Origin of the sequence: Treponema zioleckii (genome assembly GCF_014737315.1) — a bacterium.
GTDB classification, from domain to species: Bacteria; Spirochaetota; Spirochaetia; order Treponematales; family Treponemataceae; genus Treponema_D; species Treponema_D zioleckii.
This window is the reverse complement of record NZ_JPUF01000049.1, coordinates 1-23,750: the sequence shown is the minus strand read 5'-3', so window position 1 is coordinate 23,750 and position 23,750 is coordinate 1. Positions and strand designations below refer to the sequence as shown.

The 23,750-nt window shown below is 39.9% G+C and carries 18 protein-coding genes and 1 pseudogene; 6 read left to right on the top strand and 13 right to left on the bottom strand.

Annotation, left to right across the window (positions count from 1 at the left end; all coding sequences use genetic code 11):
* The 4 genes from JI65_RS12260 to JI65_RS12245 all read right to left on the bottom strand — a co-directional run bounded on the left by JI65_RS12260 (position 1) and on the right by JI65_RS12245 (position 6,718).
* Positions 1-1,632: an ATP-grasp domain-containing protein gene (locus JI65_RS12260; RefSeq protein WP_191017039.1), complete on the bottom strand. Its 1,632-nt coding sequence runs from the start codon at positions 1,630-1,632 to the stop codon at positions 1-3.
* A 94-nt stretch (positions 1,633-1,726) separates the two neighbouring features.
* Positions 1,727-4,177, bottom strand: a complete 2,451-nt coding sequence (locus JI65_RS12255) for a cytidylyltransferase domain-containing protein (RefSeq protein WP_242457235.1) — start codon at positions 4,175-4,177, stop codon at positions 1,727-1,729.
* A complete protein-coding gene (locus JI65_RS12250) occupies positions 4,177-5,151 on the bottom strand; it encodes a hypothetical protein (RefSeq protein WP_191017037.1) in 975 nt (324 codons plus the stop codon). Before JI65_RS12250 ends, JI65_RS12255 begins: the two co-directional genes overlap by 1 nt.
* Positions 5,126-6,718, bottom strand: coding sequence for a spiro-SPASM protein (locus JI65_RS12245; RefSeq protein WP_191017034.1), 1,593 nt, complete (start codon positions 6,716-6,718; stop codon positions 5,126-5,128). Before JI65_RS12245 ends, JI65_RS12250 begins: the two co-directional genes overlap by 26 nt.
* 616 nt (positions 6,719-7,334) lie before the next feature.
* Here JI65_RS12245 and xseA point away from each other — a divergent pair.
* The 3 genes from xseA to mutL are packed head-to-tail and all read left to right on the top strand — an operon-like array spanning position 7,335 to position 10,886.
* Positions 7,335-8,567, top strand: a complete 1,233-nt coding sequence (xseA, locus tag JI65_RS12240; protein WP_191017031.1) for an exodeoxyribonuclease VII large subunit — start codon at positions 7,335-7,337, stop codon at positions 8,565-8,567.
* Positions 8,567-8,857 (top strand): exodeoxyribonuclease VII small subunit, encoded by a 291-nt coding sequence (gene xseB / locus JI65_RS12235; protein ID WP_191017029.1) that lies wholly within the window; start codon positions 8,567-8,569, stop codon positions 8,855-8,857. Before xseA ends, xseB begins: the two co-directional genes overlap by 1 nt.
* Positions 8,858-8,912: 55 nt before the next feature.
* Positions 8,913-10,886, top strand: coding sequence for a DNA mismatch repair endonuclease MutL (gene mutL, locus JI65_RS12230; protein WP_191017026.1), 1,974 nt, complete (start codon positions 8,913-8,915; stop codon positions 10,884-10,886).
* An 81-nt stretch (positions 10,887-10,967) separates the two neighbouring features.
* On the opposite strand, the gene JI65_RS12225 is transcribed toward mutL, so the two are convergent.
* From JI65_RS12225 to JI65_RS12200, 6 genes and pseudogenes are all read right to left on the bottom strand, one after another.
* Positions 10,968-11,519: an ATP-binding protein gene (locus JI65_RS12225; RefSeq protein ID WP_191017023.1), complete on the bottom strand. Its 552-nt coding sequence runs from the start codon at positions 11,517-11,519 to the stop codon at positions 10,968-10,970.
* Between the two features lie 23 nt (positions 11,520-11,542).
* Positions 11,543-11,882, bottom strand: a pseudogene (locus JI65_RS12220) (anti-sigma factor antagonist).
* 17 nt (positions 11,883-11,899) lie between these two features.
* Positions 11,900-13,552 carry a GAF domain-containing SpoIIE family protein phosphatase gene (locus tag JI65_RS12215; protein ID WP_191017021.1) on the bottom strand — a complete coding sequence of 551 codons (1,653 nt, stop codon included), beginning with the start codon at positions 13,550-13,552 and terminating at the stop codon, positions 11,900-11,902.
* Between the two features lie 101 nt (positions 13,553-13,653).
* Complete coding sequence (locus JI65_RS12210) at positions 13,654-14,586, bottom strand: transcriptional regulator (protein ID WP_191017018.1); 933 nt, start codon at positions 14,584-14,586, stop codon at positions 13,654-13,656.
* Entirely contained in the window at positions 14,579-15,310 is a 732-nt protein-coding gene (locus JI65_RS12205) for a metallophosphoesterase (protein ID WP_191017017.1), read from the bottom strand. The genes JI65_RS12210 and JI65_RS12205 overlap by 8 nt, the downstream gene beginning before the upstream one ends.
* Before the next feature lie 34 nt (positions 15,311-15,344).
* Positions 15,345-16,706, bottom strand: coding sequence for a tetratricopeptide repeat protein (locus tag JI65_RS12200; RefSeq protein ID WP_191017016.1), 1,362 nt, complete (start codon positions 16,704-16,706; stop codon positions 15,345-15,347).
* 249 nt (positions 16,707-16,955) lie between these two features.
* Between JI65_RS12200 and JI65_RS12195 the strand changes: the two genes are divergently transcribed.
* Complete coding sequence (locus tag JI65_RS12195) at positions 16,956-18,203, top strand: tetratricopeptide repeat protein (RefSeq protein ID WP_191017015.1); 1,248 nt, start codon at positions 16,956-16,958, stop codon at positions 18,201-18,203.
* A 66-nt stretch (positions 18,204-18,269) separates the two neighbouring features.
* On the opposite strand, the gene JI65_RS12190 is transcribed toward JI65_RS12195, so the two are convergent.
* Positions 18,270-19,412: a glycosyltransferase family 4 protein gene (locus JI65_RS12190; protein ID WP_191017014.1), complete on the bottom strand. Its 1,143-nt coding sequence runs from the start codon at positions 19,410-19,412 to the stop codon at positions 18,270-18,272.
* A 50-nt stretch (positions 19,413-19,462) separates the two neighbouring features.
* On the opposite strand from JI65_RS12190, the gene JI65_RS12185 reads away from it, so the two are divergent.
* The gene (locus tag JI65_RS12185; protein WP_191017013.1) at positions 19,463-20,647 is read left to right on the top strand and encodes a DEAD/DEAH box helicase; all 1,185 of its coding nucleotides are present in this window, start codon (positions 19,463-19,465) and stop codon (positions 20,645-20,647) included.
* Positions 20,648-21,199: 552 nt separating this feature from the next.
* Positions 21,200-22,573, top strand: coding sequence for a magnesium transporter (gene mgtE, locus JI65_RS12180; protein ID WP_191017012.1), 1,374 nt, complete (start codon positions 21,200-21,202; stop codon positions 22,571-22,573).
* A gap of 169 nt (positions 22,574-22,742) precedes the next feature.
* Here the strand turns inward: mgtE and JI65_RS12175 are convergent, their stop codons facing one another.
* Both JI65_RS12175 and JI65_RS12170 read right to left on the bottom strand, forming a co-directional pair.
* Positions 22,743-22,997 (bottom strand): hypothetical protein, encoded by a 255-nt coding sequence (locus tag JI65_RS12175; RefSeq protein ID WP_191017011.1) that lies wholly within the window; start codon positions 22,995-22,997, stop codon positions 22,743-22,745.
* A gap of 14 nt (positions 22,998-23,011) precedes the next feature.
* Positions 23,012-23,750 (bottom strand): hypothetical protein (locus JI65_RS12170; protein ID WP_191017010.1); only part of this gene is annotated, 739 nt, incomplete at its 5' end.

The window sequence follows — 23,750 nt, the reverse complement described above, 5'->3', positions numbered from 1 at the left end:
TTAAATTGAATCGGCTACATAAAGCGCGCCCTGTATTCCGCCCCTCAGAACAGCCGACCAGAATTTTTCGCCATCAAGTTTTCCGTGCTTCGGACAAATCGCATCGAATTTTTCGAGGGTCTTTCTTAGAGTGCAATGATTCCAGTCATAAAGCGAGTCGGCAAGCGGCTGCAGGACTTCTGGAACATGCAAAAGGACAGGTTCGTTTTCAGGAATAAACGTCCCCTCGCCCACCTTTGAGGAAATTTTATTGTTCGGAGCAAAAGTGAATGCCGACGGTGGAAATCCTTCTTCATCAGCTTCGACTTTTCCGGTCAAAAAGTTGTCAGTTTTTTCGTTGTGACCTTCAAGGCGTATTGTAATTGAACTTATTGCATCGTAAGCGGCTTTATAGGCATTTTTAGCATTTATTGAAACTGCGATAATGTTTCCGCATTTTTCGACGTTATTTCGAGGAAAATCAACTTCGTCGCCGACTTTTGAACGGGGAAGAACGTCTTTTACGCCATAAACAGCTTTGGCATCGTTCATTCCATAAATTTCTTCGATTTTTCCAGGAATCGAAATCCATGCACGTTCTGCACTTACGTTCACGCTAGGAATTTCAAAAAGTCTGAACGGCTGCTCCTGATTTTTTACGGATTCATGCGGCTCCCACGGAAGAGAAACACGATTTGCAAGCAAATATTCAGGTTCTTTTCCAAGGGCGATGAGCATTGCCTGCTCAGTAAGATTCATTCCGCTTGAATAAGGGAAAGTCCAGCCGCTCATGTATCCACCGGAAAGCCGGGCAGCAATCTCGCCAATCATCGGACCGTTTTTTGTATACTTTATGTCAGCCTTGGCAACTCCGCAAGTGAGTCCCAACGCTTTGATTCCAAGCGCAAAAGTCGCAATCAATTCATTTTTGATTTTTTGCGACACTTCTGACGGCAAAGAATGGCCCATTTCAATAAAATACGGCGGATAGAAAATATGTCTGTCGGCAAAACCAGTTATTGTAAGAGTGCCGTTGTATACAATCGAATCAATACTGAATTCAGCACCTTCCATATAATCTTCAAAAATTGCACGGGAAGTTCGAGAATTTTTTACGGCATCATTTGCGGCAGAAAGGAATTCGTCTTTGTTGCGAACGAGACGGCAGCCACGTCCGCCCATGTTATCGCATGGCTTTACAACTTTTGGAAAACGAACGTTTCCCTTCTCGGCATCGTTAAAAATCGCCTCGATTTGATTTTTTTCAACTTCAATAAAATCTGGACAGGGAACGTTTGCTTTTTTAAAGCAAGAACGCATTCTTACTTTATCGCTCGCATTCAAGCAAGCCTCGTACTTGTGTCCAGGAAGCGAGCAGTGCTCGGCAACATAGGCAACGGACGCAGAAAAGTCGGTTCCAGCCGTAAAAACACCTGCAAGAGAATTTTCCTCGCCCTCGCTGTTTATTTTCTCTGCAAGACGGAGCAAAGCTTCCTTGTCTTTTAAATCAACTGGCTCAAAACGGTCTGCAAGAGGAACCGCAACGGCATTCGGGTTTGCATCAACAACAACGGATTCAAAGCCAAGCGACTTTGCTGCAAGAATTGCGGGTTTTTGCATCAATCCCGCGCCTAAAATCATTATTTTTTTCATTTAAAATCAAGTCCTTTTATTTTCTAACTTTTACAGAAATACAGTTATTGAAAAATATCTTTTTCTTTAGTGCAATAAACTTCAAAGGTATCACCTAAATGGAATATTTTACTGATTGTTGAATAAAATGCCCACTTAAAACCGCCTTTTTTTTGTCTTTAAGACTTGGGAATCGCTCAGGATGATGCCCCGTAGAAACAATCTTCCGAACTTTGAACCCATAGCGTTTTAAAATCGAAGCGGCTTTTGACGGTTCCCACAAAGTATAATGGTCCGCAGGCGAATTTTGAAAGAATCCTTGAGTGTTGAATTTTCCAGAAACTCCAGCGGCAGATGGCGTTGAAAAGGCGAACACACCGCCAATTTTTAAAATTTTTGAAACGGCACGCAAAACCTTGTCGAGATTTTGGAAATGCTCAATAACATACCACATCGTAATCGCATCGAATCTTTTTACGCCAAACTCAGCATTTGAATCGAACGCAGGGAACTTTCCGCAAACAGCAGGATAATGAAGCGTGTTTTGAACGTAGTCTACAGCTTCTTTTGAAGCGTCAGTTCCGTACACTTGCCAACCGGCATCGTTTGCAGCATCAAGATACGGACCAAAAGCACATCCAATATCCAAGACAGTCGGAGTAATTTTTTTTCGGTTAGAACCGCGGTAAATCTGGTCCACAACAGAAGTTCGTCTAACGCACTGAGATTTTATCTCTTTAAAATCGTCGAGATACGTTTTTCCATACTGTTTTTTGTAATCATCAAAAAAATATGCCTCGTTGTAATCTGTGTCATCTGAATCAAAAGTCCATGACATGTAGAGCATTCCGCAAGACTTACATCTTCTGAACGTATGCAAAGGCGTTCTTGCAACGATAAGATCTTCGTAAGTCGGATGGTCTTCGCCACAAATCGGGCAATTAAAACGCCTTCCGCGGGCAAGTCGCTTTACGAACTCGCCAAGATTTTTTTTAGGCGCGTCTTTTTTTGCAAACGGCGAGTCAGGATAAAGCGAAGCAAAATTTTCGAGTACGGCAAGCGCATTATTTGAGCTAATCGAATCTTTTGCAAGATTTGCAAATCCATATTTTTGGGCAAGCTGCACGTGCAACTGAGTAGTTCCGAGCAAAACAACGCCACAACCGGCCGCGAGCGCCTCAAAAGCCGTAAAGCCATAATGAGTGACCACAACATCATATTCAAAAAGTTTTTCTCTTAAATTATGAACAGGTCGCAAAAATCTGATTTTTTCATGCAATCTTTCAGGAACTCGCAATTTCGCTTCTTCAGGATTATTTACGATTGCAGAAATTTTTGCAGAGGAAACCTCCGCAAACGCAATTACCGAAGGCACAACCAAGTCAGCGGGGTCTTCACCGCCAACAGAAATCAAAATCGACTTTACTTCGCCAGCATTTTTTGGAGGCGGGAGAGTTCGCCGATTGGCAGGCAAAGTAACAAATCCGGGGTCAACCACGTTTGACGGCCGCGAGATTCCGTAAGAAGGAATTATATCAAAAAGACAGTCGCACAAATCGGTGTTAAGAGAGCCTTCGTCAATCGAAACTAACGGTGCGACTTTTGTAAGATTCTGAGCCAATCCCCTCTCCAAAGTATATGCATCTGTAATTATGAGGGAATAATCGCCTTTGTTTGGAAGCGTTTTTACAATTTGCCACTCTTCAAAGCCATTTTTTTTGGCTTCTACCAAAAGTTCTGGAATTTTTTCCAAATCTGCATTTTCTGGAATATAAACATCAGCGCCAATTTCTACAGCAATAGAAAGACATCTTCTCAAATGCCCTGTGCCACGACCTTTTTTGACGCAAGGAACACACAAAACCGGCGAAGTGACGCTTTGGTCTTTTAAGGCTTCAAGAACTTGACCGCTCGTATACGGTTCCCCTACAAGAGAATTGCCAGAAATTTTTCTTACGATTGCAAGTGCATGTCTGTAATCAGCCTTGGTATCGATTGTCGTTCTCAAATTCGGAAAGCTCCACTCTGAAGGCGAAGGAATCATAACCGAAGTAAAGTTTTCTGGATGATTATAAAGTGAAGGTCCCACATGTTCGTGGTCATAAGCCTCGGTTGTTTTTGACCGAGCTTCCAAAAGCGATTTTGCATTGAACATTTCTACGCCGCTGCCGTGAGGCAAATTTTCAAACGTTATGTAGTCGCATTTTCCTGTCTCTGAACGTCTGTTGTATTGCTCCACAAGTGCATTCGCAGCCTCGTAAAAAAGAAAAGGATTGTCCGCCGTCGCACGAATTACGGCATCAGCCTTGCTGTGCTCGATTAAAAGGCAATAACGCTCAAGAACGTCGTCCAGCGGGCCTACAAAAACCTTAAACCCATTTCGCTCGCAAACCGGACGCAATTTGTCCGCAGAGTCTTTATCGGTCGCAACATAATAGTCATCGGCCTTGACTTTTTTCATTGAAGCCAAAGTCCAATCCAAAACAGTTTTTCCACCGAGTGGAAGCAAAGCCTTTCCAGGAAGTCTCGTAGACGAAAGACGGCATTGAACAGCAACTATAGTCATTATCTTTTACCCCAGTTTTCAACAAGCTCAAGCGCATCACGCCTAAAGCAATATTTATTTTTTTTAACCCAATTTCTTGCATCTTTAAACTGCCTTGCAGCTTCCAAAAAACCACATGCAGAACGCGGGAAATACACAAAAAAAGCAGAAATCGGAATCATTGCGTGGTCAGCAGAAAATCTTGGGACAAGGTTTTTCAAATAAAAACGATTAGAAGACTGATTCGCACTCATATCCTCAACATCAATATCTGAATTATAAGAAAGCGAAAAAGTCGTTGAAAAATTGATTCTCTCGCCCCAAAGCCAAGCCCTAAACGCCAGATCCAAATTTTGCCAGTAACTTGCAGTTATTGTGTAATCAAAACCGCCAAGCCTTATAAATTTGTCGCGATTGTAAAGTCCGACAAAATCAAAAGGATACAAATTCGGCATTCTGTCCGAAACTGCACTTGAAGCCGTAACCGAAAGCACAGATTTTTTTACGAAAGGAGAAAACAAAATCGGAAACGAATTATTTTCCTTTGTAAGAAGCCGCGGCGTAACACAGAAAGGAGATTTTTCTACAAGTTTTGCTGCAAGATTCGCATTCAGCAAATCACTCGTAATCCGAATATTGTCCCGCAAAACAAGCACATATTCATTTGCAGGCGAAACTTCACTCATTCCAATATTGATTAAATCGCCAACGCTTGTCTGTTCAAGCGGAAAAACAAATTTAACGTAAGGAAAACGATTCGACAAATCAAAAAGATTGTAGTTTTGCGGACTGGTTTCAATAGAAACGATGGAAGAAAAACCGCAATTAACAAGATTTTCGATTGTCTGCGCACGATACGGGCTCCACTTACTGTTCAGCAATATGACAGAAATCTTTAGCGGAGTTCGTCCACTAATTTCGGGCATACTGCCTTTGCCACCGAGAATACTTGTGTTTATCTGCCGTTCATTAAAAGTTGAAGGTATAGTATTCATCACACATCCTACACTTTTCTGAATAATTTTTATTCAAATGTTCTTGCAGAAACGAATCAATTTTCGCCCAAACCAAAGGAAGCTCTTCCTTAAAGGCATTTCCCAAGATTTCTCCAAAACTTAAATCGCGGCAAAGCGGAACAGAACCGTCCGCAAGAACTACAAAATCGCGTCGCAAATGCCAGCAAGCATTTCGAACAAGCGGGGAAAGGTCAGCAGATTTTTCATCAGAAAGTTCTGCACAGAATTTGTCATACTTTTGGATTATCAGTTCACCCTGAGACGGGCTTGAAGGTTCTTTCCAAAATCTAAAGAACGACTCAAGATTATTCTCGTTCATTTTCATTCGAGTCATCTGCGGGTAAACATGATGAGGAAAATATTTTTCAAGAATCATAACTGACGCTACAGCCTTGTCAAAATCTTCTGTAGAGCAATTATGAATTTGTGAATATTGATTTTTGTCCATCGAATCAAGAAGAATAATCCAATCAATTCGTCCGTTAAAATCCGCAAGATTTTTTGCAATTTCTTCAGTCAGACAGATTCCGTCAGTCTCAACCAACAAAGTAAGATTCTCGTAATTCAAAACTTCCTTTGCAAAATCCAGGAATTTTGGATTAAGAAGCGGTTCGCCCCAACAAGAAAGCGAAACAACGGCCTTCTGCGAAAAATCATTTATTTTTTTGACGAGAGCCTTAAAAGACTCAAAATCCATATCGCCAGCACTTTTAAGCATTTCAGAATATTTTTCAATTTTGTAAATCGGATTGTAAATCGACTTGTGATTATATTTTGACGAAATCTGAATATTGTAAAAAGCAGGAATCGTTTTTTGAATCTCCAAAGAGCTTTCTGCAATGTCGCAAAGTTCGTAAGGTTCCCCTATTTTTGCTTCGTCCCCGCCAATTTTCTCAAAAAGATTTTTGCAGGCAACAAAGTTGATTTTTGATGAACATTCAAATTCAAATCGCAGAAGTCTGTAATCCTTTTCAGCCACCAAAGTTTCGATTTCAAATGAATTAATATCACCTTTCATAATCGCAAAAAGTCCGTCCCGCGAAGCCAGCTTTTCGCCAACATTTTTCTGAACTGATTCTGAAAGGCTTGCAAGAATATTTGCGCATCCGCCGTCAATAACCTCAGGGGTGATTCCATACGGAAATCCGTCGGCAAAAGTGTATTCTGCCATGTAGTCAACGTGCATTTTTACAAGTTCGTCAGTAAGTTTTTGATTCAAGAATGGCAAGTCCGCCCAGGCAAAAAGGGCAAAATCCGCATTGTTCTTTTTGCAGGACTCGGAAATCGTTTTTGAAAGATCAAGATTCGTCCATTGATTTTTTTCAATTATTTCAAAATTATTTGAATTCAAAAAATTTTCTTCCGTCAGTTTTGAACGAATTTCTTCTATATAATTGTGATTTTCTGAGCAAGTAAAAACGATGATTTTTTCACCAGAATTCTTTGCCCAAAGAAGCGCACGCTCGAAAGCAGATTTTTCATTAAAAATTTTATCGAAAGCATAGTTCATTTTTGAACCAGCATAAAGAATTACAATATTTTTCATCTTTTCATTTTCGGCAGGTTTACGGAAACGCTACATATCAACTTTGAAAGTAAAATTTTCCTCGTGCGTTTCCCGCGAGTTTTCTGGCGAAAACTCGCGCTTTGGTGGGGCAGTTTGCAGTGGTTCACAAAACGCAGCGGCAAGGAGAGCCGCGTTTTGCGAGGGCAGTTTTGTTGCTCGCACGGTGCTCGCAACTTTGGAGTGGGTAAGTCAACTTGCGAAAAGTGCGTTTACGGAAACGCAGAATATCAACTTTAGTAAGTAAAATTTTCCTTGTGTGTTTACGGAAACGCTACATATCAACTTTCGAAATGAAAATTTCCTTGTGCGTTTCCCGCGAGCTTTCTGGCGAAAACTCGCGCTTTGGTGGGGGCGGTTTGCAAGGATTTCCGATTTGCCGCGACAAGCACGGCGACAAATCGGAGGTGCAGTTTTGTTGCTCGCGCGGCGCTCGCAACTTCTGGAGCAGGGCGTTCACTTTTCGTTTTTCCTCTTTCAACTTTCATTTTATCAGTGTCCTATCCGTGTTTATCTGTGCCAAATCCTATCAAACCCGCCAGCAATTTTCATATCCGCCCCCGTATTCAAAAACATGATTTTTAATTATACTTTTTTTATGTCGCAAAATATTATTCAGCCAGACACAGTTTTTACAGTTACAAACCTTACCTTGCTTCTGAGGGATGTTCTTGAATCAACTTTTACCAATATTACTTTGGAAGGCGAAATTTCAAATTACAGACCAAATTCCAGCGGTCACTTGTACTTTACGCTCAAAGACGAAGGCGCGCAAATAAGTGCTGTTATGTTCCGTGGAAAAGCGATGTCGCTACAATTTACCCCAAAAGACGGAATGAAAGTTAGGTGCACTGGCGCGATTTCAGTTTATCCTCCGCGTGGAAATTATCAAATCATAATCTCAAAAATGGAAATTGCAGGGGCAGGAAATATTCTGCAACTTCTTGAAGAAAGAAAAGAAAAACTTGCGGCCGAAGGGCTTTTTGACCAAAGCAGAAAAAAACATCTGCCACTTTTTCCAAAAAAGGTCGGAATCGTTACAAGCCCAACAGGAGCCGCCTTGCGTGACGTTCTTCAAATTACACGAAGGCGCAATCCTGGAATTGACGTGATTATTTTTCCAGCCCTGGTTCAGGGTGATGCCGCCGCACAATCAATCGCAAGACAAATAATGGTCGCAAATTATTTTAAAATGTGCGACGTTTTGATTGTAGGCCGCGGAGGCGGCTCTCTCGAAGACTTGCTTCCGTTCAGCGAAGAAATCGTTGTCCGCGCAATCGCAAATTCCCAAATTCCTGTGGTAAGTGCAGTCGGTCATGAAATTGACTGGGCAATAAGCGATTACGCCGCAGACGTTCGTGCGCCAACCCCGTCAGCCGCAGCAGAGCTGGTCGTTCCGATACAGGCGGATATTCGAAAAGGCGTCGAAGACTGCAAAAATGAACTTTACGCGCAAATTCAACAAAAAGTTCAGAACCTAAAACTAATGATAAAGTCATTTGACGTGAACAACATGGAAATTAGATTCAGGTCGATTGAGCAACCGCTTTTGTTGCGGCTCGAAAACGCAAAAGAATCGCTTCGCCAAAACATGAACGAAAAAATCAAGGATACAAAAAACCGCATTCAGCAAAATCTAAATATTCTTGAAGGGGCAAGCCCTAAAACAATCCTCGCGCGAGGCTATTCGATGGTTCGCACATCCGACGGAAAAATCGTGCGAAGCCATGCCGATGTTTTAAAAAATGAAAAAATCGAAATAATTCCAGCAACAGGAAAGATTTCTGCAATCGTTGAAAGCACAGAAAATACAAATTTTTGGAGTAAATAATGAAATCATTTGAAGAAAATCTCTCAAGACTCGAAGAACTTACAAGCAATATCCGCAGAACAGACATTTCACTGGAGGATGCACTCAAAAATTTTGAGGAAGGAATAAAACTCGCAAAAACACTCGAAAAAGACATTGAAAAAATCGAAGGAAAAATTCAGATTTTGATGAATCAGCCGTCTCCAGAAACAGAATCAACTCCAAAAATCGAGCCGCAACTTGATTTATTCTCAGGCGCAGATGCGATTACTGGAAGTTCAGGCGCACCTGGCGAAGGGTTACGCCAATAAAAAAAGTTTCTTTTATGCACGAAAATTTTACTTTACAAAAGGCTTTTACTCAAAAATGGAAAACATTATAAAACGACCAGTCAGAACTTTAAGCGTTGATGTTGCACGAAAAATTGCTGCAGGAGAAGTAATCGACAGACCTGCCGCAATCATCCGTGAACTAATGGACAATGCCGTAGACTCAGGGGCAAACATAATCACGGTCGAAATTTCTGGTGGTGGAATCGAAAAAATAAGAATCGCCGACAATGGTTACGGAATGACAAAAGACGATTTGCAGAATTGTGCCCGTCCGCACGCAACAAGCAAAATCGTAGATGCAGCCGATCTTATGAATTTGACAACCCTCGGCTTTCGTGGCGAAGCCCTCGCCTCTATCGCAGCGGTTGCAAAACTCACAATTTCGTCGGGAACCTTCCGAATGACCGCATCTATTGATTCTGACCACACAATTGAACAGATTCCAATCGTGCAAAATGGACGAGGAACGATAGTTCAAAGTGAAAATCTATTTGAGAATTTTCCCGCAAGAAGGCTTTTCTTAAAACGACCGGCCAGCGAAACAAATCTGTGCCGAGAGATTTTTCTAGAAAAAACGCTTCCGCGCACCGATATTGCATTCCGCTTAATTGTGGACGGAAGCCTTCGCTTTGATTTGCCCGCAAACGTATCTCTCGCAGAACGTTTTGTACGAGCGCTTGAACTTAAACAATCATCAAAACTTTTTAGCGAACTCAAAAACGAAGGTTTTGAATCCGACGGAAAAACAAAATGGAGTTTTAAGCTAATTATTGGCGAACCAAGTATTTACAGAAACGACCGAAAAAATATTTATATTTACGTAAATGGTCGTCGCGTTCAGGAGTATTCTCTGATTCAAGCAATCGAATATGGTTGCCAGGGATTTTTCCCGAATGGGGTTCATCCAATTGCAGCACTTTTTGTGCAAGTCAATCCAAAAATGGTTGATTTTAATATTCATCCTGCAAAAAAAGAAGTGCGCTTTAAGGACATTTCTGCCTTGCATCACGGAGTAAGCACAACCACAAAGACATTTTTTCGCTCATACGGAATCAAAAACACTTTCGAAGATGAAGAAAATAAAAATGAACTGAATCAGCGAGAATTTAATTTTTCAGATTTCGAAAAAAATTACCGCACAACTTCACACCCCACGCCTCAAACCGAAATCCAAAAGACGTATGAAAAAGATTTTAGGAATGCGATTCATAAGTCGTATGCAGAGCAAACTCTAAATGTTGCCGAAACTCGTTTTTCTCCAAATCCAGATTTTTTAAAAGAAGATGAAAATCAAAAAAACAAATTGATTTCCAGATTCAGGGAGTATGAGACAAATCCATATAAGGACAACTTATCGCACAATTCATCAGATTACAAAATCACTCACCCAGCCGCAAATTTAGCGGCATTAGCATTGACCAACACGGAAAATGATTCAAACGCGCCAGACATAAAAACAGATTCCGAAGGTTTTAGATACATTGGTACGGTTTTAGGAACATTTTTGCTTGCGGAAGTAAAAAACACACTCTACATAATCGATCAGCACGCCGCACACGAACGAATTCTTTTTAACGAACTAATGAAGTCAGGAAACGAACAACAAGATTTACTGATTCCTTACGAATTTGAACTAGAGTCAAAAGAAGCAGACACGTATCTTCAAACCATAAAAGACGTTTTGAATGCGAAAGGTTTTGGATTTGAAAAACAAGATTCCGGAAAATGGATATTAAAAAGCATTCCTGTTCGCTGGAAAAACTCTCTTGAAGACTTAAAAAAGGCAATTTTTGAAGACAAAGTTCCGCCAGAAGAAATCATTTACCAGATTGCCGCAATGACAGCCTGCAAAGCAGCGGTAAAAGACGGTACTATTTTAGACAAGTCTACAGCCGCAGAGCTAGCAAAAAAGGCGTTAAACTTGCCAGACCCACACTGTCCTCACGGCCGACCGGTTTGGACGACACTAACAAAAGAACAACTTTTTGCGAGGGTAAGGCGAACCTAGTTTCCTAAACAAAAAAAAGGCTGATAATCGGGATGAACACAAACAAAGTGCTCTCAATTTCAGCCTTTTTTTTATCTAAAATTATTCACCATCAACGGCAATTCCAGTATGCTTTTTCTGGAATTTTTTAAGCATCGCTACACCGTTTCGTTTTCCGTTGTAAACAAATCCGCCATTCCAATACTCAAGAGCTGCAAACAAAGCGTTTCCGCCATCCTGATCATCAGAGCGTTTTGTTCTGAACGAAACATAATTTGAAAGTTCCTCAAAATTTGAATTATGGAGGCACTCCAAACGCTTTTTGTTAAAGTCGTTCCATTTTTCAAGATCTTTAAAACCCTCACCCTCGTCTTTTACAATAAGATGGGCGTGAGAAGGGCTGAATGAATACCAGACCTTTACTTTTTTGTTAATATCACAGTCATTACCATGCTTTACAGCATTTTTGATTACCTCACTAATCTGCTGCTCTAGAAGGTTAATCTCTTTTATCTCCAACGGTGCAGACTGCACAATCAAAAGAGTGAAGTAACGAATCTGTCTAAAATCAGAAGGAAATTCTTTATACAACATGTTAGTTGTATCGAATAATGGATCATTGTCGTCAGAGCGTAATTCTTTAATATCTTCCATTACAACTTTCTCCTTTTTCTTTATTACTCATTAACCATCAACAAAGCTTCTTCAACGCTATTAGCAATAGGGAAATATCCCATAAGCTTTGTCAGTTCAATGACTTTCTTTACAGAACCATGAATGTTTGAGATTGCCAGTTTTAAGTTCATCTTCTTGATGGTAGAACAGATGTAAATCAAAGCACCAATTCCAGACGAGTCAATATAATCTACCTGCTCAAGATTAATAATAAAGCTCTTTACATTTTTTTCGTAGCATTTTCATTACTAATTCCTTAAGCTTATAGGAGTTATAGAGATCCATCTCGCCATTTACATCAATGATATAAACTTCACCGTTTTTTCGAATTTTTAATTCCATAAAAAACTCCTTTTAACCTACTGAATTTTTACGACAAGAAGTGTCTGGTCATCATGCAGCATTTCGGTGCCGACAAACTTCTTTATATCAGACTTTATCAGACCTGCGATTTCCTTGCCTGATAATTTATAATTTAATCTAACAATATTTGTTATATTTTCGACAGGATATTGATTTCCTTGAGGGTTGAGTGCTTCTACAACACCATCCGTGTATAAGATAATTATATCACCCTTATTGGCAATAAATTCAACATCTTTATACGTTGAAGCTTTCTCAACACCAATAGGATCGCAATCTATAGAAATCTTCTCAAGAACACCTCTCGTTACATTATACCGCAAAACAGGAATTATGCCACTACTAGATAGCTGAACTTTATGACTAGTATGATCATAATTCAATAAAGCAACAGATGCAAAGTGATCAAGATAAGACTCGCTGCAAATTCCTCGGTTAGCCCAGCTTAAAATAGTGCCTGCCGTTTGAGTTGTGTTGACAATAAGACGGAACATAGAACGGATCATCGTCATAACCATAAGGGAATTTACACCCTTGCCTGCGACATCCATCAAGACAAACGAAGTTCTGTCCTGACGAGCAGGAATTACATCGAACACATCGCTACAAACGCCAGAAGTCTGCTCTATGAAACTTCCAAACGAAACTCCTGGAATCGCTGGTATTTTCTTAGGGAACATATCCTTCTGCAACTTTGTTGCAATATCACTTTCTTTTGTAAGTTCCTGCTGTTCCTTGTACTGCTTGAACAAAAGCGAAGTTCGCAATGCAGCTTCGGCAAAGCCTGCCAAAGTCTGAGTCCGCTGAAAATCTTCCTCCGAAAAAGGATCCTTGTCGGCATTTCTTGACAAAGCAATAAGACCGATAACAACATCCTGCCCTTTCAACTTCAAAGGAACAAAAATCAAACTTCCAAGTATCAAAAATTCCTCTGGTCCGTTCTGATAGATTCTATCATCAACCTTTGGAACAGAAATAAGCTCAGCTTTACCGGCACTTGCGACTTCTCCAAAAATATTGTCACGCAGGGGGAACTGTGCATATTTAAAACTCGTAGATACTCGAATAGGCTTATGTGGCAAGTCGTCAGGTAACTTGTAAGGAGGCGGGAAATCGCCTATAAATGACTTTACAGAAATAACATCATCAAAATCATCAACTGTAAGAATCGCGCCACCATCAGCTTTAGCAACATCGATACAAGTTCTATTTATATAATTTAAAAGTTCTTGATTTCCTTCTTCGTTAGTAAAAGAATCTGACGCAATTGCAACAAAATTGCGCCCCTGCTCAACCAAACTGATTTCTTCAGCCTTAATATCCTGGACAATCGCTTCTGGACGACGAACAACAACATCTTCCTTTTTCTCTTTTACTTTTTTTTCTTTTGGCTTACCAAAAGCAAGCATTACGGCATACGGAATAAACAATGCAGTTGCGACGATAAAAAGAATCGAGAGCAAGGCAAAATCATGAATAAATACAGTTCTTACGCAGCCAAAAATTATTATAAAAAGCGAAAGAAAAACTACAAAACTGACTTTCGCCACTTTTCTTAATTTTACGATAAAAAGGAGAACACAAAGACAGGCTGCAAAAACAGCGATACACAAAAGGGGAATGTAACTAAGTAAATCGTTTGGTAACAACTTTTTTCTCCAAAATAAATTTTAATTCAATTAAAATATTATCATTGAAAATTACGACCGTCAAGTTTTTAAGATTTTCGTAATTAGAATGATAAAGACCGTTATTTTGTTTTTTCCAACGTGTTCTTTAATTTTTTTCCTTTAAGGCGATTTATAATCCTTTGCAAAACTGAGCGTTTTTTATACGCCGCGAGGTACGAATTTGCAAAATCATCCAACGAATAATCACAACCGAATTTCTGTTTAAGTTCATCCCAATATTTTATGAGCCAAACATACAAGTCGCTGCGTGTTCGTTTTTTAAAAGACTTCATAATTTTTTGTTCGTCAATAACCTTTATTACAGGCAGATAAACGGTCATAAACCAGGACATAATCGCCTTATCCATACCGATTTCTTCAGTCTGGTTCATATTTATAAAATATTTGTGGGTCAAAATATGATTATAAATAACGTCGTACTGACCTGTGGTTGAAAAATCAAGGCACCAATAATCAGTCACATCGCCAAAACCAGTCTCGCCGTAAAAGACACGCTTTTCGTACTCAATGACCTGTTTTGTCATTTTTTTAAACGTATCGCCAGGATGAAGTTTTATTTCGCTCTGCAAGCTTACAACTTCGGCATCGATAAATTCCACGCCTCTCGCCTTTGCCACAGAAACACGATGATTTCCGTCACGCACAAAATACACGCCACCAAGTTCATAAAGCGAAACAGGCGGCAAGTCGATATCATTGAGGTGCGCCATGTCGATATGCTCCCAACGATTTTTCAAATGCAAACTTTTAGGAAAAAACCTGTTGTCAAAATCCTGATAGCGACCTTCGCTACCTATTATCAGTTTTACAGGAACAACCTGCATTCCTTTGTAAACTTCACCATCAGGACGAAGCAATTTTTTAATATCTGAAAATGATATAAGCGTAGCCTCGTCAGGATCAAGAAAATGCTGAACTTCATTCAGCAGAGCTTTGTTTCTCGCCTTAAAAAAATCCTCTTCCGTTTGAGAGGAAGTCATTTGGTCACTCATTTTCGTCTCCATTCAATTCGATTATGCAATAACTGTAAGCATTAACGACCGTTGTTTTTACAGACTTGGTAATTCTAGGGGAATTCATGTCATAAAGATGTATATGACCGTGAACCAAATATGTAGGATGAAATTTCTTTATAAACCAGTTAAAGCACTCAAAGCCCTTGTGGCAAGGGTCTTCCCTGTCATGAATATGCCGTGGCGCAGCATGTGTCAAAAAAATATCCAGGCACTTACCATATCTGAACTTGTTCCACAAAAGTTTTGGAACAAGTTTTAAAAGATGCATGAACATCTGAAAATCCGTATACTGATTCAGACCGTTGTTGTAACGAATTGAGCCAGAAACTCCGCCAATAAGCAAAGGGCGTTTTTTTCCATTTTTTGCAGGAAGCATAAGATGGCGGTCTTTTAACACCGTGAACCCTGCATAAATAGCTCCGTGACTTGCGCTCAAATCATAATCCGCATAATCAGCTTCTACATAAGGATGAGGACCAGAAGCATGAGTTTTTTGCCTATGATAATAACGGAATTCACTTAGATTATGATTTCCAAAAATAAAATAAGTAGGCTTGTTCAGTGAGGAAACAATAAAATCTATGTAGTCCGACGGTAAATCACCTGCGCAAAGAATCAAATCTACATCGGCAAAACGTTCTTTTACTGTTGGGCTATAAACCAAAGGGTCAATTTGGTCGGACACACAAAGAATTTTCATTTACTCCGCTCACCACCGTACTAACACTTCAAAATTAGATACCTGCTTTTGCAAGGATTCTCTCTAACTTTTCCTTTCCAATAAGCTCAATCGGTCGGTTCTCGGCAAAACCAGATGCAGAACTTGTAAATCCTGCACTCGAACAAAGATAAGTTTTTGAGCAGTTCTGACTTTTTGCCATATCAAGCACCCTGCGGATTTCTGAATCTTCGATAGGCTCAGCATCTCTATAAAAGTTGATAAGATAAAGCTGCTTTCGCACATTCATCCAATCATCCTTTTTCTGCTCAACGGCAATCATCTGAACGCCCCACTTTTTCTGATCAATTTTTTGGGCAACCATACTCATTCCGTCAAGGGCTGCTTTTTTGCAAAGTTCAGCAAATTCGGCAGACGAACAAGTCAGGAATTCTTTCAAACTGTCGTTTGACTGCAAATCCTTGTATTCAGAAAGCTTAGCGCCAACATCCCGGAACGAATGGTTATGCTGGTAAATTGACTGCCACTGCTCTATAGCTTTATCAATATTGCGGTTTTTCTCATAACATGCCGCAAGGAAATATCTTGCATACAAAGTTTCCTGAGAACGTTCATCTTTTGACGCAGCTATAGCTTTTTCAAATTCAGCCATCGCATTATCAACAGAATTCGCCATCATATAGCATGAACCGCGCTCAAGATATGCACGCTGTTTAAATTCCGGATCACGCAAAGCCTTTTCGAATGCCTTTACAGCTCCAGAATAATCCTTGCTCTCTTTTAGGATTTTTCCCAAATAATAATAAGAAGAGAAAGTCTCCGGACTAAGAGAAATGGCAAGATCAATTTCCTTTTTTGCCTCGGTAAACTGCTTTGACCTAAAAAGCAGAAGTCCCATTGCGGCATGAGCCTTCACATGCTTGCGATTATATTTAATCGCCTTCTGAAAAAATCCAAGAGCCTGCTCCGCACGATTTTTTTGCTCATAAATTTTTCCGCACATGTAATAATTCTCAGCATTACCAGGATCAAGTTTTGTAAGGAGCAAGAACTCCTTGAGCGCATCTTCACTCTGATTAAATTTGAGATAGAGCTGAGAAAGCTGTTTTCTGAATTCAGTTTCCGGGATTTCTCCGCCAAAAATAGCATTTTGGTTTACAAGCTTATACTCCATTAATGCAAGCTCGTTTTTCTTATCAGCCAAATATGCCTTTCCAAGATAATAGTGCGCAAGGTAATCACGAGGATTTTTTGCTATCATGGATTTTGCGACCTTCTGCGCCGCACTGAATTTTTGCTGTTTAATAAGTTTAGAAATCGAATCCAATTTCTTCGGCTGGAGCATAGACTTAACTAAAAAAAATGCCAATCCTACAACACCAGCGCCAAGAAGCGAAATGATAACCCACAAAAGCATCGCGTCAAAAACCTCCAAATAATGACAGGCAAGAATGTAGTATTTTATTATCGGTTATTTTGTTCCATTTATTTGAATATTTATGGGAATACCCCAAAACTCAAAAACTGAATATTTTTAGAACTACCCTTATTATGCAACTAAATATTGATTTTTACTATCTATTTAGAGTAGTCTTTTTGTTTAAGAGTGTCAAATCACAATAAAAAAATGCCGAAACATAATTGTAAAATTTTACGGAGAAATACGGTGAAAGTACAAAAAAATCTAGCCATATCATTTTTGATTGTTTTTTCAATTTTTTGTGCAGACGCACAACAGAAAAAGAATGTAAAACCGCCAATCGAAAAGGCTCAGCCAGAAAAAGATGTAATAGAATTCAATGAGGATTTTGAAAAAGGCTCTGAACTTTTTCAGTTGAATCAGCCAGTTGAAGCCATTCCATTTTTTGAAAAGGCAATTGAAGCCGAACACGTTGATCCTGCAATCTACATTTATCTCGGAATTGCATACTATCAGACAGAAGATTATACAAAATCGCTGGCAATCTGCGTAAAAGGCCTTTCAAAAAATAATACGAATCACAAGATTCTTGCGTACAACGGCGGAAACTCCGCATACGCAATGGCAAATTACGTGCGTGCGGACTCTCTTTACGCAATCGCTCTCAAAGAAGATGAGAATTACGCGCCAGCAGTTTTGAACAGGGCCAACGCGCAGCTAAAGCTAGATTTGCTCGAAGATTCCAAAAACAACTACATCAAATATCTTGAGCTTGACGGCGAAACGCCTCAAAGACCGACAATCGAGCAAGTAATCGCACTTTTGGAGCAAGAAATTGAACGACGCGCAAAAGAAAAACCTGAGCTCATAAATCCGGACAATTTTATTGCAAACGAAAAAATGGAAACCCCGTCACCAGAAGAAATCGTTACGGAATCTGCCCCAAAAGAGCCGACTTACCCAAAAATCACACCGTATGAAGAAAAAGTCGTTCGTGACGATGTAAAGGCACCTGAAATTCCTGCAACAATGTACACAATGCCACCGGCAAAGACGGCAAAAGAAAACGGCGAGCACGTTCAAATGGAAACACTCGCGCCAGTTGATGCTGTTGAAAAACAAAATAAAAAACGCGAAAACATCGGGCAGCGGCTTTCTAAAGACGAGTCAGCTGCGCCGGAGCTTGAAAACTTTGAAGAAAAGACTTCAGCAACAAACTCCGCGGGCAAAAACAGCATACCGTCCGAAAAAGTCAAAATCAAAGACAGCGAGCTTCCAGAACCGGAGCAAAGTTACATACCAAAGAAGGCAGACAACTACAAGATGGAGAAAGTGAACGACATTTCGGCTCCTCCGGCACCTGCAACCCCGCAAAAAGCATCGGGAAAAACAGAAAAAAAGGATGACCCGTATTCGCCGGTCGCTGAACCGACAGTAATTCTTGAAGACACTTCTGAAAAAGCCGAAAGTTCGCCTGTAATCGACGCAAAATAAAAAAAGCTGAAACCAAAATCTCATAAAGAGAAGCGGTTTCAGCTTTTTGTTTAGGCTTTTTATTTTTTAAGTTTTACTCTTTCTCTTTTTGCCACGTTTTTCAACAACCTGTGTCAAAACTTGCAAAATCTCTTCGGCGGCTTTTTCCCAGCTAAAACGTTTTGCCCAAGCAATCTGGTCCTTTGAGATTTTTTCCACAAAAGTCTTGTTCGTAGCCATTTTTTCCATTGCGTCAGCTATTTCTTCTATATTATTGCTGTCAAAAAAAATAACATTATTGCCAGCCATTTCTGAAAGAGAACCGCTTTTTGAACACGCAACAGGAACGCCAGTTGCCATAGCCTCAAGAATCGGCATTCCGCAGCCTTCGTTGACAGACGGGAAAACGCAACCTTCTGAGCCAGAATACAGACTCGGCATGGACTCAGGAGGAAAATATCCCGTCATAAAAATGTCCTGTGCATACGGAGAGTCAAAAACAGCTTTTTGAACTTCGGCGGCATACTCCCCTTCACTACCCGCAAGAACAAGCCTGTGCGGGAGCCCGGTGCGTTTTTTGAATTCCGTAAAAGCTCTTACAAGTTCACAATGTTTTTTCTGAGGTGAAGACATTTTTGAAGCATAAACAAAATATGGCTTTTGAATCGAAAACGGTTTTATATCAACAGTCTCGCCATCAGTAATATTCTGCGGGTAAAAAAGCGAATGATCGATTCCGCAGTGAACAATCACAATTTTGTCTTGCTTGATTCCAAGTTTTTTAAGTTCTTTTTTTATAAACTGACTTGCGACAATAATTTTATCAGCTTTTTTTAAGGCATGCCGAAATCTGAATCTGTCAAAAAATTTTAATTTTGCAAGGGTTTCAGAAACAATATCGTTCAAAATAATTACGCCAGGAACTCGAAAAGTATAAGGCAAATAATTAACGACAGCGGGATAAATTACAACATCATATTTTTGTTTTGCTGCAAACCTGTTACATCTAAAAATATGCCAGACACGGTTTGCGGAAAGAGTTTCTGGCAGAGTAACTGCCGTAAAAGCAAAATTATTATCCGGTGCGTAAGTGTATCGGTCAATCTCCGCACCAAAAAATTCAACTTTGAGAGAATCAGAATTTTTAAAATTCCTAGAGATAGAATCGATATATGAGCCAATACCAGATTGCCCATGATTACAACCGAAAGTATCTATACCAACTTTCATAACAAACAAGATTATAGCAAGTTTGATTTTTCTATGCTATAGTTCGATATATGAATGAAATTACAAATTTTGAAGAATTGGGAATTCAGCCTGAGTACATTGAAAAACTCTTAAAAAACGAGATAAAAGAACCTACAAAAGTTCAGGCACAAGTTATTCCAGAAATCATTGACGGAAAATCGGTACTTTTTCAAAGCGAAACCGGAACAGGAAAAACGCTCGCCTATTTGATGCCACTAATTCAAAAGCTAGAGAAAGTTGAAAATCCAAAACGGGAAGTAAAACTTTTAGTCATCGCGCCAACAGTAGAACTTGCTTCGCAAATAAAAACGCAAGCGCAGCTCATTTCGAATCAGAAAGTCATGCTTTTAGTAGGCGGCGCTTCAATAAAACGTCAGGTTGAGAGTCTAAAAGAAAAACCTCTCGTGGTTATTGGAGGCCCTGCGCGGCTTTTGGAGCTCTTTCATCTAAAAAAATTAAAGCTTGAAGGAACGGAAGCAATCGTTCTTGACGAAGTAGACCGATTGCTTTCGCCAGAGCTCCGAGACGAAACTCTTGAATTGGTTAATACACTAAAAAAAGACATTCAGCTCATTGCGTGCAGCGCGACGCTCACAAAATCAACTCGACAGATTTTGCAGGAAACTCGCGTAAAAACCAACGGAGAAACCGAAAGCGATTTGGAAACGCTCTTTTTGCCGCCAGAAGACATTTTAAGAAAAAGGATAACTCACATTGCGATTTTTGCTGAAAACCGTGACAAAATCGACACGCTAAGAAAATTTTTGGTCGGCGAAAAACCGGAAAAAACGCTCATTTTTACGAGCAAAATAGACCAAGTTGCAAATATCGTTGTAAAACTCAAATACAAGAATATTGAATGCGAAGGTTTGCACGGAAAAACCGACAAGGTTGAGCGAAAATCGATTATTGACCGCTTTAAGAGCGGAAAGATTTCTGTTCTAGTTACAAGCGATTTGACTTCGCGCGGACTCGATATTCCGAACATTACACACATTGTGCAGATGGACTTGCCGTCAAATGAAGACTTTTTTATTCACCGGGCGGGAAGAACGGCCAGAGCAGGAAAAAGCGGAGTCAACATTGTGATTGGTGACGAATACGAAATGCGAAAATTTGCCGCACTCGAAAAAAAACTCAAAATCACCGTGAATCCACGAATGCTCTACAAAGGAAAGCTCGTTGACCCAAAAGATTTTACAAGCGAGACCTAGCTAAAATTGCATCGCAATTTTAGCTAGGTCTCCGTATCAACTATGTTGCGTAGGCTTCGGAAATGACGGGCTTTGTAAAAACTCGAAATTGCAGTGTCACCCCGAACTTGTTTCGGGGGCTTTTACACCAATTGTAGTATAGATGCCGAAATAAATTCGGCATGACAAAACTTTTTAGGAGTTCTCCGAAACAGCTATGCCGCAAAATGACAGCAGTGCGCTCTTCTCGCATGGTAAAAAACTCGAAATTCGGCCTGCTTGTAGCGCGCACTCGTGCCAGTTTTAGATTTTGGAGATTTCTTGTAGATTCCCGCGTAAAAAATATTCCCAAATATATCGAAATATGGTATAGTTCTACATCGTTTTACATTATTTTCAATCGTAAACAATTTTTTACAGGAGGATGTTATGGGTGATGGCAGTAGTAGCGGCTCGTATCCGGGCGATTTAGAAATGACTGCCGGAAACTCTTAATGACATTCACCGGCATCTTTATCGTTCTTATACGCAGCCATTTTTACAATAAAGCTCATATCCGCACAGAGGTCAAAAATGGCAGAATTCAAGGTAAAATTTGAAGATACAATATGTTCCCTTTTGGCGGAACGAAAATTCTCTACAATAAAAGACATACTTTCAACAATGGCGGCATCTGATATAACTGCACTTTTTGAGCGCGTTGATGAAAAACAGGTTCCTGTGATTTTCAGGTTGCTTTCAAAAGACAATGCGGCAGATGTTTTTGTTGAAATGGACAATGATTTTCAGGAGCTGCTGATAAAGAGTTTCTCGGACTCAGAGCTAAAATCAATTCTTGACGAGCTTTATGCGGCAGATGCGGCTGACTTGATTGAAGAAATGCCTGCAAACGTTGTGGACAGGATTCTAAGTCAGATTGACCCAGACACAAGAAAAGAAATCAATCAGCTTCTGCAATACCCAGAGGATTCCGCAGGCTCCATAATGACCACCGAGTACGTGTCGCTATGTCTTGGAACGACTGTAGGAGAAGCCATAAATCATATTAGAAAAACTGGTATAAACAACAGGGCTTTCTACACTTGCTACATCACGCAGAATAAAAAACTTGTCGGCCGGCTCTCAGTAAAAGACCTGCTTCTTGCAAAAGATGACGGCGTAAAAATTGACGAGCTGGTAAAAAGGGACGTAATAAGCGTCAATACATTGGACGACAAGGAACAAGTTGCAAAGATGCTTTCTAAATACAACTTCTTTGCAATTCCTGTTGTGGACAGCGACGGACGAATGGTTGGCATAATCTCATTTGATGATGCCCTTGAAGTAATGGAAGACGAGGCTACCGAGGATATTGAGATTATGGGTGGTATGACTCCGTCAGAAAAAACTTACCTGCGCTCTACCCCGCTCGACCTGTTCAAGCACAGAATCATCTGGCTGCTGTTGCTCATGGTCTCGGCTACGTTTACAGGAATGATTATCACAAATTTTGAAAGCGCACTGGCCGTTCAGGTGGTGCTGACGGCATTCATCCCAATGCTGATGGACACAGGCGGAAACTCAGGGTCACAGTCGTCCGTAACAATAATACGTGCACTCTCGCTGGGCGAAGTTGAGTTTAGGGATTTGCCGACGGTCGTTTGGAAAGAAATACGAACAGCCGTTCTTTGTGGCATAACGCTGGCCTCTGCCTGTTTTGTAAAGCTGCTTGTGGTAGACCGACTGATTCTTAAGAACACAGCCGTAACGCCGTTTGTGATGCTTGTAGTCTGTCTGACAATGGCATGCACCGTGCTTGTCGCAAAAATAATCGGATGCGTCCTTCCGATGTGCGCAAGAAAAATGAATCTTGACCCAGCCGTAATGGCAAGTCCGTTCATAACGACAATAGTAGACGCCGTATCGCTTCTAGTATATTTCACAATTGCAAATGTTGTTTTGCACTAATATTTCGACAAAAAAACTACGCTATATGCAGCGCAATTCTTAAATTTCCCCGAAAAAGGCGCTTTTTGTGGCGGGCTTTCCGGGGAAAAGTGGATTTTTGGGGTTGGCCTACAAATCGCGATTTGGGGGAAGTGAAATTATTAAGTTTGCGATTTCCAACTGAAAACACTTAGAATTTTCCTTCAAAATAATATAATTCATCTTTTAGGTGAATAAAGACTTCTGCACGATTTTTTATATCATTCTGATTTTTTAAGTAGATAATTCCACGTCCCCAGCCTGATGGAGCACCAGCAAATTTTAAAAACACACTGCTCTTTTCTTTTTCCACAAACTTGATTTTATTTTCAACCAACGGAAAATCTTCTATCGAAAAAAAATCTTCTTCAAGTGAAAAATTCTCTTTTACTTTGTATAATTTCAAAGTTTTTGATTTTTTTATTTTTCGCCCAAATGAAAAATCTTTTTGTTCCAATTTTTCTGCCAATACATAAAATTCTGATAATTCATTATCTGTGAAATTATTCTTGTTAAAGCATGAAATAAAAATAATGCAAAAAACAACACAAAGATATTTAAAAACTTTTCCTTTCTATTTTTTTCTCCAAAGAAAAAATAGTAAAATTTAGAACTATAAAAGTCTATCTTATGAAAATAGGCATCACCAGCATACCTTGCTTTCGTATCATGCCATTCATCCAGCCTATGAGAACCTACTATGCTTCCCGCTTGTGCCAAGACTCCATGTATTCCTGTAAAACCTTTAGATTCGAGGAAATATGCCCACACAAAGTTTCCAGCCTCATTCCGATTATAGAGAACATTCCCGTCAAAATATAAGGTATCTGCTTTCATAGACAATTTAAAATCTAGTTCGCCATCCACAGATTGTTTTAGAATGCGAGTAAAATCGGTATCTTTCTGATTTACAGTTGATAATAAGGTAGAAAGGGTACCATGAAGAAAATCTGTATCAATATTCTTCCAATTCTCATGTAATGTAACAGTTTCTTTACTGTTTGCTTTGCAACGAGTTCCATCAGAAGTTTCTACAAAATATCTATCAATATGAAGAAATTCAAATTTTCCCCAATCATTTTCCTCTGTTACAGTTTTATTGCCATTTTCATCAAGGTGGTAGATATAATCAGTCCTTCCATCCGGGTCCACATACTTT

Bases quoted from the DNA above. Each gene is read 5' to 3' on its own strand.
- mgtE (WP_191017012.1), top strand. From the start codon at position 21,200: ATGGCAGAATTCAAGGTAAAATTTGAAGATACAATATGTTCCCTTTTG.
- JI65_RS12245 (WP_191017034.1), bottom strand. From the start codon at position 6,718: ATGAAAAATATTGTAATTCTTTATGCTGGTTCAAAAATGAACTATGCT.
- xseB (WP_191017029.1), top strand. From the start codon at position 8,567: ATGAAATCATTTGAAGAAAATCTCTCAAGACTCGAAGAACTTACAAGC.
- mutL (WP_191017026.1), top strand. From the start codon at position 8,913: ATGGAAAACATTATAAAACGACCAGTCAGAACTTTAAGCGTTGATGTT.
- JI65_RS12205 (WP_191017017.1), bottom strand. From the start codon at position 15,310: ATGAAAATTCTTTGTGTGTCCGACCAAATTGACCCTTTGGTTTATAGC.
- JI65_RS12225 (WP_191017023.1), bottom strand. From the start codon at position 11,519: ATGGAAGATATTAAAGAATTACGCTCTGACGACAATGATCCATTATTC.
- JI65_RS12255 (WP_242457235.1), bottom strand. From the start codon at position 4,177: ATGACTATAGTTGCTGTTCAATGCCGTCTTTCGTCTACGAGACTTCCT.
- JI65_RS12250 (WP_191017037.1), bottom strand. From the start codon at position 5,151: ATGAATACTATACCTTCAACTTTTAATGAACGGCAGATAAACACAAGT.
- JI65_RS12190 (WP_191017014.1), bottom strand. From the start codon at position 19,412: ATGAAAGTTGGTATAGATACTTTCGGTTGTAATCATGGGCAATCTGGT.
- JI65_RS12185 (WP_191017013.1), top strand. From the start codon at position 19,463: ATGAATGAAATTACAAATTTTGAAGAATTGGGAATTCAGCCTGAGTAC.
- xseA (WP_191017031.1), top strand. From the start codon at position 7,335: ATGTCGCAAAATATTATTCAGCCAGACACAGTTTTTACAGTTACAAAC.
- JI65_RS12210 (WP_191017018.1), bottom strand. From the start codon at position 14,586: ATGAGTGACCAAATGACTTCCTCTCAAACGGAAGAGGATTTTTTTAAG.
- JI65_RS12200 (WP_191017016.1), bottom strand. From the start codon at position 16,706: ATGCTTTTGTGGGTTATCATTTCGCTTCTTGGCGCTGGTGTTGTAGGA.
- JI65_RS12260 (WP_191017039.1), bottom strand. From the start codon at position 1,632: ATGAAAAAAATAATGATTTTAGGCGCGGGATTGATGCAAAAACCCGCA.